Origin of the sequence: Puia sp. (genome assembly GCF_036500295.1) — a bacterium.
Lineage (GTDB): Bacteria > Bacteroidota > Bacteroidia > Chitinophagales > Chitinophagaceae > Puia.
In genome coordinates this window covers 1-14,104 of the sequence record NZ_DASYCH010000013.1, presented here as the reverse complement: position 1 = coordinate 14,104, position 14,104 = coordinate 1, and the positions used below count along the sequence as shown (strand labels likewise).

9 protein-coding genes are annotated in these 14,104 nt (G+C 53.7%); 7 read left to right on the top strand and 2 right to left on the bottom strand.

From position 1 onward, the window contains the following. The coding region (locus tag VGM48_RS04455; protein WP_331576517.1) for an FGGY-family carbohydrate kinase at nt 1–740 on the top strand (740 nt) is incomplete at its 5' end. Then, nucleotides 733–1,335 carry a histidine phosphatase family protein gene (locus tag VGM48_RS04450; RefSeq protein WP_331576516.1) on the top strand — a complete coding sequence of 201 codons (603 nt, stop codon included), beginning with the start codon at nt 733–735 and terminating at the stop codon, nt 1,333–1,335. The genes VGM48_RS04455 and VGM48_RS04450, both read left to right, overlap by 8 nt. A 53-nt stretch (nt 1,336–1,388) precedes the next feature. Here VGM48_RS04450 and VGM48_RS04445 read toward each other — a convergent pair whose 3' ends face one another. Beyond that, complete coding sequence (locus VGM48_RS04445) at nt 1,389–1,907, bottom strand: Dabb family protein (protein ID WP_331576515.1); 519 nt, start codon at nt 1,905–1,907, stop codon at nt 1,389–1,391. 368 nt (nt 1,908–2,275) lie between these two features. On the opposite strand from VGM48_RS04445, the gene VGM48_RS04440 reads away from it, so the two are divergent. From VGM48_RS04440 to VGM48_RS04420, 5 genes are read left to right on the top strand one after another with little or no spacing between them, the layout of a single operon-like run. After that, nucleotides 2,276–2,917: a hypothetical protein gene (locus VGM48_RS04440; protein WP_331576514.1), complete on the top strand. Its 642-nt coding sequence runs from the start codon at nt 2,276–2,278 to the stop codon at nt 2,915–2,917. A 23-nt stretch (nt 2,918–2,940) separates the two neighbouring features. Then, a complete protein-coding gene (locus VGM48_RS04435; RefSeq protein ID WP_331576513.1) occupies nt 2,941–4,425 on the top strand; it encodes a hypothetical protein in 1,485 nt (494 codons plus the stop codon). Between the two features lie 25 nt (nt 4,426–4,450). Then, nucleotides 4,451–7,636, top strand: coding sequence for an RHS repeat domain-containing protein (locus VGM48_RS04430; protein ID WP_331576512.1), 3,186 nt, complete (start codon nt 4,451–4,453; stop codon nt 7,634–7,636). Nucleotides 7,637–7,642: 6 nt separating this feature from the next. Further along, entirely contained in the window at nt 7,643–8,182 is a 540-nt protein-coding gene (locus tag VGM48_RS04425; RefSeq protein ID WP_331576511.1) for a hypothetical protein, read from the top strand. 19 nt (nt 8,183–8,201) lie between these two features. Further along, nucleotides 8,202–12,794 carry a DUF6443 domain-containing protein gene (locus tag VGM48_RS04420; protein ID WP_331576510.1) on the top strand — a complete coding sequence of 1,531 codons (4,593 nt, stop codon included), beginning with the start codon at nt 8,202–8,204 and terminating at the stop codon, nt 12,792–12,794. A gap of 1,060 nt (nt 12,795–13,854) precedes the next feature. Here VGM48_RS04420 and VGM48_RS04415 read toward each other — a convergent pair. Further along, the coding region (locus VGM48_RS04415) for a hypothetical protein (protein WP_331576509.1) at nt 13,855–14,104 on the bottom strand (250 nt) is incomplete at its 5' end.

Below are 14,104 nucleotides of genomic sequence, written 5' to 3'. Positions count from 1 at the left end.
ACTGGAACACGACCATCGGTACGACCATGGTGGTAAAAGGGGTCACAACCCGCCAACTGGAAGATGCCGCAGGCACGCTCTATAGTCACCGCCACCCCCAGGGCTACTGGATGCCCGGCGGCGCCAGCAACACCGGCGCCGACTGGATCACAAAAGAATTCTCCGCCGACGGCGGCGACGGCACCAACGGCACTGACGGCGCCGGCCGCACCGGCCTCGCCGCCCTCGACACCGAAGCCGCACGACTGATTCCTACCGGACTCATCACCTGGCCATTGTGTCAGACTGGTGAACGTTTCCCTTTTATCGCTCCCCAGGCCCGGGGCTTCGCTCCCCCGGGCCTGTCTGCCGCGCAGCGCTTTGCTGCCGGCATGGAAGGCGTAGCCTTCCTGGAGCGATACGCATACGACGTCATCCGCCGCCTGTCCGGCGAACCCATCCGCGCCATCTACACCGCCGGCGGCGGCAGCAACAGCGACACCTGGCTCACCATCCGCTGTAACGTTCTCGACCTGCCCATAAAAAAAATGAAACACGGGACCGGCGCCATGGGCGCGGCCATCCTCGCGGCCTCCCGCACCCACTACGCCAATCTCACCGAAGCAGGTCGCGCCATGACCCATCTGGAGAAGATATTAACCCCTACACCGGAACTCGTCCGGCGCTATGCCCCGCTGTATAATGAATTCATCCATACCTTGCAGGCGAAAGGATATATAAAAAAGAGGTCCCATGCTTAACGTATATTTTCTGCGCCACGGCGAAACAGCCTGGAATGCCGCCGGCAACCGCTATTGCGGCCGCACCGATGTCTCGCTAACCGAAAAAGGCATCGCCCAGGCTACCTTCGTACAACAGCAGCTAAAGGGGATATCGCTCGCAGCGGTATATGCATCGCCGTTACAACGCGCCTTCCGGACCGCACAGATCGCCGCCGGCGACCGGCCCGTAACGGCCGACCCGCGCCTGATCGAAGTCGACTTCGGCCACTGGGAAGGAAAAACAAGAGAAGAATTCATCGCCGAAGACCCCGGCACCTGGGCCCGCTGGGACGAGGATCCCGGCGATACAAAGGCAGGCGCCACCGGCGAAACAGCCATGGAGGTGATCCACCGCGTCGACGGTTTCTTCACCGAAGCCCTGCAAAACCATGCCCCCGGCGCCAATATCCTCGCCGTCGCCCACAACGGCGTCAACCGGCTCTACCTCGCATGGAAACTCGGCATGCCCGTTCGCAATTATCGCCAACTCGTACAGGAGAATTCTTCGATCACCCTCTTCACCCTCGATGCGCAGGGCGGGCTCACGCTCAAACTCCTCAACGCGCGGCTATAAGCGCGCGCGTATCCCGCCTCCACTTTCCGGCCCGCCCCTGCGCCCCTGCGCGCCTAAAGCCGCGTAAAAACCGTCATCGCATCATACACCACCACCTTCGCCCAAAGGTGACTGCAGTTCTTTATAAAAGCCTGATGCAACGGATGATCCTGGTAGTTCTTCTGGCCCGCAAGATCGTCGAAGAACATCAGCTCCGACACCTGCCAGGAGGAATCGACGACATCCCGCTTCTCCGTATCCGCCAGTACGCCGACATGCAGTTCTTTGATCAACGGGATCCCCCCGAGCGTTTTCAATCCCGCCACTAACTTATCCCGATCCTCCACGGACTGCGGATTCTTCAGCCAGAAAAACACATGATGAACCACCGGTGGTCTTTTCGCCCCGGCCCCGGAAAGGGCTTCCCCGCCCGCGGCGCCCGCCGATGTGTCCCCGCCCGTCGTACCCGCCGATGCGTTTCCGCCCGATCCCCCCGCAAACTCCGCCAACCCGTTCACCCCGCGAACCGTCCCCACCATCCCAAGGGCCCCGGCCGTCAGCGCAGAAGCGCCCAGAAACTTTCTTCTTTTCATATCCTGATTTTTACCGGAAAGATAGTCGTCATTTCCTAAAACTGATAAGAAATCACCCTGAAATATCGATGCGGCGAGTCAATTTGGGTTAATACACCGTATTTCGATGTGGCTCTTGTATTTTACTTTCATTGTCGATAGTTTCGGTACGCAAACACTTATTCTATTAACCTCTCAACCGGAAGCATATGCTCCATTCATATCCTTTCCAACCTTTCAGGCTGCTTCTTTCGCCTGCCTTCTTTATTCAAAGGTCCATTGCGTGTCTTTCCTGTTACCGGGCACCGCAGGTAGATGCTTCAACCTGACCCTGCTAAACGCTCATTTGAAACACCCATAACCTAAGAATAGCGATAAAATCGTTCAGCATGAAAAAGATGCCCCTAATCCTATTTGCCTGCTTAATATTACAAGCAACCCAAGCTCAATGGCTACCCAACGGCGGCAGTGTCATATATTATAGTGGTACCGTCGGTATTAACACCGGTGCTCCACTGGGTGTGTTCCAGGTCGCCGGAGGCACTACGTATCTCCAGGGCCTTAACCTGGGATATGGCGCCGCCTTGGGCGTGGTCGGCACCGACGCGTCGGTTAAACCGATCAGCTTTCAGATTGGCACTACGGAGTATGCCCGATTGTTGGCCAACGGCAGCCTGGGCATCGGGACAACGGATACCAAGGGATACCTGCTTGCGGTGAATGGCTCCGCCATTTTTACTTCCGCTCGTGTAAAGACATACAGTAATTGGCCGGACTTCGTGTTTGCGCGGGATTACCGGCTGCCGTCGCTGGACAGCTTGTCGAGCTTCATTCAAGACCATCACCATTTGCCCGGTATCCCATCCGCGGACAGCGTGCAGGCCTCGGGCATCGATATTGGCGGTACGGAAGCGGCGCTTTTAAAGAAGATCGAGGAGTTGACTTTGTATGTCATCGATCAGAATAAGAAATTGGAAGCGCAGCAGGCGGAGATCCGCTACCTGGAACAGTTGATCGATCGAAAAAAATAGGGTAGACCCTCAAATCGGAGGTTATGCGAAAACTTTATTTTCTCTGGCTGCTGTGGATGATCTGTTCTTTTTTCGATATCGCCAATGCGCAACAGGTGGGATCGATAGCAGACCGGCCCATCGCCCTCCCAACCGGCTGGTTCCGCCAGATGCGGAGCCAACTCAGTGGGCTGAATCATCAGATCACCCGGGAATCGAATCAGAACGTGCAAACAATGGCCCGGTATGAAGCCCGGTTACAACAAAAGTTATCCCGTTTGGATCCCGCAGCGGCGGAAACTCTTTTTGCGGGGTCTACCCGGAAGTATGCCGCTCTTTGCCGGCAGCTGGCAGCCGATACCGGCCGCCGGGGCAGTTCCTTGGGCGGGACTTATTTGCCTTACCTGGACTCCCTGCAAGGTTCACTGGCCTTTTTGCAGCAGAACCCCCAGTATTTACCAACTCGCGGCACCGGTATATCCTCTGCTGCGATGTCGCAACTCCAGAATGCCGGTCGACAATTGCAGGCCCTCCAGGCGAAGATGCAGGATGCCGATCTGATAAAGGCGTATATGCAACAGCGGCAACAACAATTTGCCCGGTTGCTGAGTCAGCATACCCATTGGCAGCAGTTGCTTAGCAAGCCCTACGCCGGTCTTAATAAGCAAGTGTATTATTATTCCCAGCAACTTCGGGCGTACAAAGATATCTGGTCGAACCCGGACCCAATGATAGGTAAGACGCTGGTCTTGCTGAGCGGGGTTCCGGAGTTTTCCGCCTTCATGAAGAATAACTCCATGCTCGGTGGGTTGTTTCGGGTACCAGGCAACTATGGGACTACGCAAGCACTGGTCGGGATGCAGACCAGGGACCAGGTGGCGCAACAGGTGCAGGGAAAGCTGATTGCGGGCGGTGCAGCGGGGGAGGCGGCGCTGCAATCCAGCCTGCAGTCGGCCGGGTCGGCGCTGGACAGCTATAAAAGTAAGTTAAGCGCTTTTGGCGCGGGTAACGAAGACATGGACATGCCCGATTTCCGGCCTAATGATCAGCGGGCGAAGACCTTTTGGCGGCGGCTGGTATATGGTACGAATGTTCAGACGACCCGCACCAACTATTATTTCCCAACGATAACCGACCTGGCGCTTTCGCTGGGATACAAGTTGGGTCATGATAATGTCGTGGGTGTTGGCGCGAGTTACAAATTGGGATGGGGCAACGGAATTCGGCATATCGCCTTGAGCAGCCAGGGTGTTGGATTGCGATCGTTTCTGCAGGTGAAGATAAGGGCCAGCTTTTCGGCAACGGGTGGTTTCGAATATAACTATACTACTCCGTTCACTTCCTATCAGCAGTTGAGGCAGTTGCAATTGTGGACGAAATCGGGCCTTATCGGAGTGACAAAGACCGTATCCATGAAGACCCGGGTCTTTAAGAAAACGACGCTAAGCCTGCTATGGGATTTTCTGAGCTATCAGCAAGTGCCAAAAACTCAGCCCGTTCTGTTCCGCGTGGGCTATACGATGAATTGATCCAGTCATGACGAATGATTATTGCATGAAGAAGTATTTAGTCATATTGCCTTTTTTGTTTTGCGGGCTGTCGGGTACTACGCAGTACCAGCAGAATACGCCTGAAGCCAAACCGATCCCGCCCAATGCCGCCGCGATGTTCAAGGTCTTGGATCGACCCCTGGGAACATACACCGGGACAACACCCGTCAATTTTCCGCTCTGTCGCGTCACCAGCGGACCTTTATCCGCCGATCTGTCGCTCAACTACACCGCCACCGGTGGTCTCCGGGTGGAAGAACCGGCCTCCAGCGTTGGACTGGGATTCAATCTCGCCGACGGCGCCGGTCGCATCACCCAGCAGGTCCGTGGGCTGCCGGATGACTCATACGCCCTGGGCATGCTGCATACCTCCTTTGCCACGGCCGCCACTTACGACTGCAACAACATGAATGAGGTCTACCAGTATTACCAAAATCAACTCGACCTCGAACCGGACCTCTACTTCTACAGTTTCAACGGCCACAGCGGCAAATTCACTATCAAGGAGGATGGGTCCATCGCCCCGATGCAAAACGATGGCGTCAAGATCAGCTACACGCTCACTGGCACCGGCATCACCGCCTGGTCGATCATCGATGACAAGGGCAATAAATACAACTACGGCACTCATGTGCTCAACAATACCAGCTACTCGGGATCGACCGGCAGTACCTCTCAAACACTCAGCTCGCAATCCTGGTATCTCGATAACGAGACCGATATGAATGGGGAAAATAACATGTCCTTTACCTACTCGACAGGAGGTGGCAGCGACATTACCACATATGCCGGCGCATTCATGCCGCTCAGCACGGCGAACATGGATTGCGGAGGGTTTAATACACAGCCTGAGACCGGCGCACTCGCCATCACCGACGCCTCGGAAATGGTAGTCACCCGCATCAGCGCCAACAGCGGCACGGTGGCCATCAACGGTTCGATCGTATCGTATAGTTACCAGGTCAATTCCATCCAGCTGTATGATTCCGCCGGCACGCTCAAAGATCAGTGGCATTTTCACTACGGCACGCCCTTTACCAGCGATCGGGCCTGTCTGACCAGCTTCTCGGAAATGGGCGCCGCAGGGACCGATAGCCTAACGACGTCTTTCACCTATAATACTAACGAGATATTACCCTCGATGCTCGACTGCAGTGTCGACATCTGGGGGTTTTACAATGGCGCAGGCAACTACAGTACTGGCTTAATGCCCCAATTGTACTATAGTCCATACAATATAGTCTGGGACTTTTATGGTAACCGGTCGGCTGATGCGACGGCTAGTGCTGCGGATATCCTGACAAAGATCACCTATCCGACGGGTGGCTACCGGCAATTCTCCTACGAAGGAAATACCGCCCTGGCCTCGGGCGACTTCTTTGCCTACCATCCTGACCCTAACTATATGACCCTCCGAACCTTCAACCAAACCAGCTTTTCCTATGCCGGCAGTACTCTTCCAAGCATGCAGCAACTGTTCAGCGTCCAAGGTTATTTCGGCGTGTCCAAGCTTTATTGGACGCTGAGTGATATCGGACCGTTATGCCAGACCTACTGGGTCAACATCATGCAGTTGACCGATTCCACCGATCTCTCCGGCGGGATACAGGTATTCACCGTTGCGAACACTTCCTCTTTCGCCGTACCTCTCCCGAACGGTTACTACCGGGTAGATGTCTTTGTCGACAACAGCAGCTATGGCTGCACGATGTCCGGCATATCCGGATTCTGGCAGGAATGTACCCTGGACAATGCCACTGTCAATACCCCATACGGCACCTATTCCAAGTATCCCCACAACGTGGGCGGCGTTCGCATTCACCAAATCCAGGACTATGACCCTGTTACGGGTAATACCTATAGCCGGACGTACAAATACAAGATGTACAGCACGGACTCCACGCTTCCCAGCGGACTGCTGGCTTCACCCGTTTTTCTTCTGTCTTTGCAGAATGATAACTCCTGTTACTGCCAGTACTACCGGTTGGGACTCGGAAGCAGCTATCCGCTCGCGGCAGATGCAGGCTCTTATGTGGTCTATCCGGAAGTGCGCACCATTGACAGCGCCAAAGGCTGGACCGACCAACGGTTTACGTATACACAGGATGTTCCATCCTATGGCTTCCCTTCCGGTCCATCCCAGGACCTCAGCTTTGAACGCGGGCAGCTGGTTGCGCAGATGACCTATGCGCAGAACGGCAGCCTGATCAAAAAGACGGTCAACAGCTGGGGATACGGCGGCGGCGTCTACCAAAACGGCATTAAGTCAAAGGCCTATTGGCTAACCTTTCCGATCACGGCATATAATTACAGCGAAACCCAATATCCGTCCGGGGCAACACCTTATATGGCAGACTGCAACTTCTATTCTGTCGGTGGGTCAGGCGCGGTCCTCAATGAATCCATCGACTCTCTCTTTTCGACTGCCGGTATACAGGTGGTCAAGAATGACTATACTTATTACCTCAATAGCGACAATCTCTTCCTGCAGAAAAGGATCACAGCCGTCAACAATAACCGCACAAAGGAAGAAACGTATAAATATGCATTCAACTCCAACGGCAGCTTCAGCTTTGGTCTGTCACCTTCAGAACAATCGATGAAGTCCACGCTGCTCACGAAAAATTACCTGCAGCCGCTGGAGATAGTGGATTCGATTCGGACCGGCAGCGGCAGTCCCAGCTTTCTCAACGGGTCCAAATACGTATTTGGGACGTTTAACGGTAGCGCCATTCATCTCTCTCAGTTGCGGTCGTTCCCTTCGCCCGTCGATTCAATCGTGATGAATTTTACCGCTTTCGACGGCAAGGGTAACCTGGTGGAGCAATATAAATCGGGAGATGTCAACACCTGTTATCTATGGGGCTACCGCGGCGCGTATGTAGTTGCCAGGGTCGTGGGAAGCACCTATAATACGGTGTCGGGAATGGTGAACTTATCTGTATTGAACAATCCCTCCTCGGACGCGGCCCTGCAGGCAGAACTAAATAAGGTCCGCACGGGACTGACAGGCACGGCTGCGCAGATCACCACCTACACCTATTCACCGGACTATGGAATGACATCTTCGACTGATCCGGCGGGCGTCACGACCTACTACGATTATGATGCCTTTGGCAGACTGATGAATGTCAGGGATCTGAATCGGAATATTATCAAGCGGTACATCTACAAACTGAATAACCCCTAACCGATCATGAAACACTGCTGTACTATCCTGTTCGTGTTATGTTGTTGCCTTTTGGCAAAAGCCCAGGCGCCGGGCCATCTGCTGGACGTCAACGCACATGCTGTGTTGGTAGACAGCTTCGACGGCCGGAAATTGATGATCGTCCTGCTGCCGGCCAGGACCGATACCGGCCTCATCGGTCAACTCCTCCGGTTCCAGGTACGACATGGCCGCCAGGTCCGGGTCATCGGCATCGTGGCGCCCGATGCCGGCCTGGCGACCGCACCCGCCTTGAAAAACGGCTATGGGCTACTGGCGTCCACCGGTATCATTCTCACAAAAGGCCTGTCGGCTACGGATTCAGTGACAGGGCCAAGAGGCGGCCTTTTGAGGTATCTGTCGCACCGAAGCCAAAACCGGCAGGTCGACCGGCTTGCGGAGGGGTGCAAATATTTCATTAGCGAGAGCGGGAGGCCGTTCGCCCAATTGGGGGCCGACGGCTCCCTGGATAGCCGGATGGCCGACTATATGGTACAGGCGAATGTTCCAGGACAAAACCACCAATGACGACCCTTAAACCCAAGCCATGCGCACGTTTACTATCCTACTGATCATTTTGCTGAGCGGCATCGCCGTAGTAGCGCAGGATATCTCTGTCGTCACGCCACCGGCCTATATTGGGTCACTAAACAATTATATCCGCAGTTGGGAAGCAGTCGCTCCGGATCCGACGGATGCTGATTTTACCACTACGACAGCGCTGACCCATTCCCGAATGACGACCCAATATTTCGATGGGCTGGGCAGACCGGTCCAAACTGTCGCCCGCAATGGCTCCTATCCCACCGGCGGATCGGCCGTAGACTTGGTCACCCCACAGGTGTACGATGCCTATGGCCGGGAGCAGCGAAAGTACCTCCCTTTTTCCGCCAGCAGCTATGGCGGAAACTCTTCCATTACCGATGGTGGGTTCAAACTAAATCCTTTTCAGCAGCAGCAGAATTTCTGGAGCAGCGCCAACGGCTCCAGTCCCATATATGGGCAGGGGGAAACCTATTTCTACTCCAAGACCGAGTTCGAGCCATCTCCGCTGGATCGGGTCTTGGGGGTATATGCTCCCGGGGACAATTGGGTGCATGCCGGACGGGGAACAACAACCGGCTATTGGGTGAACACGACAACTGATTCGGTGCGGGTCTGGACGGTAACGGACAGTGGTTCCCCGGACGTCTTCGCCAGTTATTCTTGCAGCAGCCTTTACGCCACGGGAGAATTGTATAAGACCCTCACTTCCGATGAGGAGGGTAAGCAGGTGGTCGAATACAAGGATCGCGAGGGAAATGTAGTGCTAAAGAAAGTACAGCTTACGGCAGGGGCCGATAATGGAATGGGCAAAGGGCCTACGGGCTGGCTTTGTACCTACTACGTCTATGACTCGCTAAACCTGCTGCGCGCCGTGATTCAGCCCGTGGGCGTGCAGTTGTTGCAGACAAATAGCTGGAACGTCAATGCCTTGAGCGGAGCCATTCTGAACGAACAGTGCTTTCGCTATGAATACGACGGCCGGCGAAGAATGACCTTAAAGAAGGTGCCGGGCGCCGGTGTAGTATATACCGTCTATGACGGGCGCGATCTCCCCGTGATGAACCAGGACAGTAGCCTGCGGCGGCAGGGGAAGTGGCTTTGTACACTCTATGACGCGGTGGATCGCCCCATCATGACTGCCCTCCTCTCCTACAATGGGACGCGCAGTGCGCTACAGGCAACGGTGACGGGGTTGACCGGCAGTTTTGGGACGAACAACGTGGGCGTGACCGGACAGTCGGCGACACTTTCGGCTGTACAGGCCAATGTGTCGCTTGCCGGGGCGAAGACCGGGGATTGGAATGCGACGAACCAGATCGACTGGGACACGGGCTTTTCAGCGGACGGCACCAGTGGCGCCTTCAGCGCGACCATCCTGATCGGTGGGTCGATGATGCAGTCCGGCGGATCGGTGATCGTCTCGGACAATCCCGTGCCGGCGGGTATCATCCCGGATATCCTGACGGTGACCTATTACGACAATTACAGTTGGGTAGGGACCAATGGGCTGGGAAGCAACTTTGCAATGCCGTCCTCGGGCGCGTTTATAACGAGTTACAACAGTTCCCCGGAATATGCCCAGCTCTTGGCAATGAGTACGCAAACGACGGGGCTGGTGACCGGGACGATGACCCGGGTGCTGGGTACGGCAAGCCAGTACCTGTATACCGTGTCTTTTTACGATGATCATCATCGCGTCATTCAGACCCGGCAGGTCAACTATACGGGACAGACGGATGTGCAGACGACGCAGTATAGCTTTACGGGTAAGCCCCTCAGAGTATTTCTTGACCATCAGAAGGCGGGGGCAACGACGGACCGGCACACGGTAATGACAAAGCTCTCCTATGACCAGGAACAGCGTCCGGGCGCCATCCGCAAAAACATCGACGGGACGGCCTCCGATGAGCTGGTCGACAGCATGAAATATGACGCCATAGGGCAACTGCAGACCAAAGGACTGGGTAACAATCCCTCAGGCAGCGTACCGTTGGACAGCCTGGCGTACACGTACAACATCCGGGGCTGGGTCATGGGGATCAACCGGAACTATGTCGGCGGCGGGACAGGCCCCTGGTTCGGGATGGAATTGGCCTACGATAAGGCAACCAGCGTCTCGGGAGCCACCTATGCCAACCCTGCCTTCAATGGAAATATCGCCGGTCTCGTATGGCGAAGCGCCGGAGACGGAGTCGATCGCAAATATGACTTTACCTATGACGCGGTGAATCGGCTCACCGGCGCTGCCTATGTTGACAATGGAAGCGGTAGCGGCTGGGGCACGACGAAGATGGACTACAGCGTCAACGGACTAACCTATGACGGGAATGGGAATATCCTGACGATGCTGCAGAAGGGGTTCAAGGTAGGGACGCCGGCGGCCGTGATCGACTCACTGCATTACCGGTATGAAGATGGGGGTACGAGCAATAAACTGACGCAGGTGGCTGATCAGGCCAATGATACGTCGAGCCTGCTGGGAGATTTTCATTACAAAGGGGCTAAGGCCGACTCGGATTATCGGTATGATGGCAACGGCAACCTGGCTATCGATAACAATAAGGGGATCGACAGTATTGCATACAACTATCTGAACCTGCCGCAGTCGGTTCACCTACGAGGCAAGGGAAATATTCTGTATACGTATGACGCAGCCGGCAATAAGCTGCAAAAGCAGACGGTGGACAGCCTATCCGGCCTGACCACGACCACCCTCTACATGACCGGCGGCTTCCAATACCAGCGGCGGGCGCCCAATAGCAATCCGTCCGGCGGAACGGACACCCTTCAACAACTCGCCCACGAGGAGGGGCGCGCCCGCTGGGCCTTCCATCGTCACCTGGCGGGTGACACTGCCTGGAGCTGGGAGTACGATCTCTTTGAGAAGGACCACCTGGGCAATACGCGGGTGCTGTTGACGCAGCAGCGCGACACCGCCCAGTATATCGCGACGATGGAACCCCAATACCGGGCAACCGAAATGGCGCTGTTCTATAATATCGACTCCACCAGCTACGCGGCCAACCTGGTGCCCCATGGAGGTTTCCCCGCGGAACCCAGCGGCCCTTCTCCCAATGATTCCGTGGCGATGGTGGATGGAGCTGGGCACAAGATCGGACCAGCGATCCTGTTGAAAGTGATGAGCGGGGATTCGATCTCACTCGGCTGCTATGGTTACTTTGCTTCCGGGGGGACAGTAAGTACGCCGAATCCTTCTTTCGCCAATGTGCTGAATTCGCTGGCGACGGGGTTGTTCAGCCTTACAGCAGGCTCACATGGAACGGCAGCGGCTATGACCAATGCATCCACGGGACCGGTGTATAGTGCGGTGAATAGCTTTTTGTCCTCCCGGGATACGAATACGACGGTGGCGCCTAAAGCTTACCTGAACTGGATATTGCTTGATAATCAATTGAATTGCGTGAACGGGGGCAATGAAAGCGGGGCTATCCCTGTCGGTCAGCCGAACGTGCTGAATACATTGGCGAGGGGATTTAGGTTGGATCATAGCGGATTTTTATATATTTGGGTAAGTAATGAAACGCCGAACTGGCCTGCGTTCTTTGATAATTTGTCGGTCGAACATTTTAGCGGCCCCCTTTTAGAGGAAACTCATTATTATCCATTTGGGTTGACAATGGCGGGGATCAGCGATAAAGCACTAAAGAGCAATTACGCTGAGAATAAGTACAGGTATAATAAAAAGGAGTCGCAGAATAAAGAGTTCTCAGATGGGAGTGGGTTGGAAGAGTATGACTATGGGGCCAGGTTCTATGATCCTCAAATAGCGCGCTGGAGTACGATAGATCCAATGGCTGACAAGATGCGTCGGTTCTCTCCTTACAATTATGGTTTTGATGAGCCTATTAGGTTTTTGGACCCGGATGGAATGGTTCCCGGCGATTTTTATGACCAGCAGGGGACCTGGATAGGTACTGATGGTAAAGATGATGGGAAGAAATATATGGCGTTATCTGAAAGTACAAGAAATGATATCCAAGGGCAGACCAATCAAGGCAAAAATGTTGTATTAAGCACTGCGGATAAGAAAGATGTCATTGAAAATCCAACAAATGCAGAAATGCTATCGATGGATGGAGCTTATAGTAGAACTGAGACAAATGGTATGAGAGAAGAAGGGTTTAATGTTGGCAAGGACAAAAATGGAAATCAAATCATAGAAGATAATCCTTCGGGAACTTCGAATGAGCATGCGACAAATGTCAACGGTTGGGAAAATATGAAAGCAAAGGGAGCGGTGACGACAATGTACGATGCTCATACACATGGTGCGGAAGTAAAAGTTGAAGCTAACGGGGATGTTATTGTAGGAACTCCTAGATCTTCTCCTGGTGACAGATCAAATCCAGACCGCGCTCAACCAAATGTAGTTTTAGGGTACCAAGTCAACGGAATGGGTGACGTGCCCAAAGGCGACCTGCAAAAAGCGATGAATTCTAGGGGAACTTATGTGCCCCTGTCGAATGCTTGCTCATTGACAAAGGTGATCACGTTTTACAATAGTGGGGGTAATATTACAAGCATGAATTATGAATCGTTCAAAGCCGCGGTACAAAAAATAGCCTCAGACTAATAAATCTAAAATGAATATGAATAGGATGCTACAAATTGCAGCACTTTTACTTATTAGTGTTACAGCGACATCGCAGACGTTAAATCTTGATAGTTTAGTTAATGCTATCTATAAGAGCCAGATATCTGCAGAAAAAATCGATACAGTAGCGTACCTGAATATTTGTGATAATAAGTTCTTTGTTAAGGATCGTGAAAATCACATTATAAAGCTCATCCTTTTCTCAGGCAAAGAGACGTTTGACGACTATATTAGATTGCGGAAAGAGTGTTTTCTTTTTAAAGCAAGCATTCTCGAGGTAGGGCGAAATGTGATAAAATTGCATGTTGGGTTATATCGATGCTCCTATTCAGGTGCGTTAAAGGAAAGCAATTTTTTGACGTTCGTCGACGAAAGAACTATTAGCTGTAAGCTTTCTGGGAAAGGATGGGTTTTAGACAAAACCATTAGTGTTGAAGATCATTAAAAAGATTTTACTTATAAACTTCCCTTCTATGTCCGATGGCAATAACGGTGACGATAAGCCGTCCATCGTTGATCATCATAGATGACGCGGTAGTCGCCGATGCGGATGCGCCAGGCGTCGCGGTTCCAGGAATTACCCGATGCGGGGAAGTATCCTGATCAGGAAGAGTCTTCCCAATAGGGGGGATTCTTTTTTTGCGGAGCAGGGACGACAGCCCCGCGGCCCGGAGGTATCAAACACCTGTTCTGTCGCCCGGCCCTGTTCCCACCGCTGCTGTGCGTTTATACCTACGGGCGGCACCGGCAACGGCGTTACCACAGCTGGGACAATGTTCCGTAGTTGATCGCCGGCGGCAGTTTGCTATCCGGCTTTTTTCTTGTAGAGTTAAGTCCCGCAAAGCGTGCATGTCTTCTATGGTCAGGTGTCTGCCCCGTAAAATCTTCCCTACCCAGTGGTGCAGCTCCGCTGCTTTACATAATGTGCTTATCGGACCGAGGGACGAGGTGCGCAGCGCACCGATAAGATCACATTATGTAAAAGCCGGGAGGGGAGAGGAAAATCCTGTCTGATAAGCAGGCCGTCGGCCGTGATCAACTAGCCGTGTGCTGGTTCGAATCCCCTCCTGGGCACTGGCTCCCGGAATGAACTTTTTTCTTTCAATTGAAAAAAGAAAACCGCTATCTTGGAGGGTCTAAGCAGTTCTTTGAATATCCAATTATCCGAACGCCCCAGAAAAAGGGTTCGGCTTAAAAAGGGGAAGGTAGGTATTATCCGTTCGGCCTCACGATGGCGGGGATCAGTGACAAGGCGCTGAAATCGAACTACGCCCAAAACAAGCATCGCT

Excerpts from the sequence above, each read along its gene's own strand:
- VGM48_RS04450 (WP_331576516.1), top strand. The coding sequence starts at position 733 with ATGCTTAACGTATATTTTCTGCGCCACGGCGAAACAGCCTGGAATGCC.
- VGM48_RS04445 (WP_331576515.1), bottom strand. The coding sequence starts at position 1,907 with ATGAAAAGAAGAAAGTTTCTGGGCGCTTCTGCGCTGACGGCCGGGGCC.
- VGM48_RS04440 (WP_331576514.1), top strand. The coding sequence starts at position 2,276 with ATGAAAAAGATGCCCCTAATCCTATTTGCCTGCTTAATATTACAAGCA.
- VGM48_RS04435 (WP_331576513.1), top strand. The coding sequence starts at position 2,941 with ATGCGAAAACTTTATTTTCTCTGGCTGCTGTGGATGATCTGTTCTTTT.
- VGM48_RS04430 (WP_331576512.1), top strand. The coding sequence starts at position 4,451 with ATGAAGAAGTATTTAGTCATATTGCCTTTTTTGTTTTGCGGGCTGTCG.
- VGM48_RS04425 (WP_331576511.1), top strand. The coding sequence starts at position 7,643 with ATGAAACACTGCTGTACTATCCTGTTCGTGTTATGTTGTTGCCTTTTG.
- VGM48_RS04420 (WP_331576510.1), top strand. The coding sequence starts at position 8,202 with ATGCGCACGTTTACTATCCTACTGATCATTTTGCTGAGCGGCATCGCC.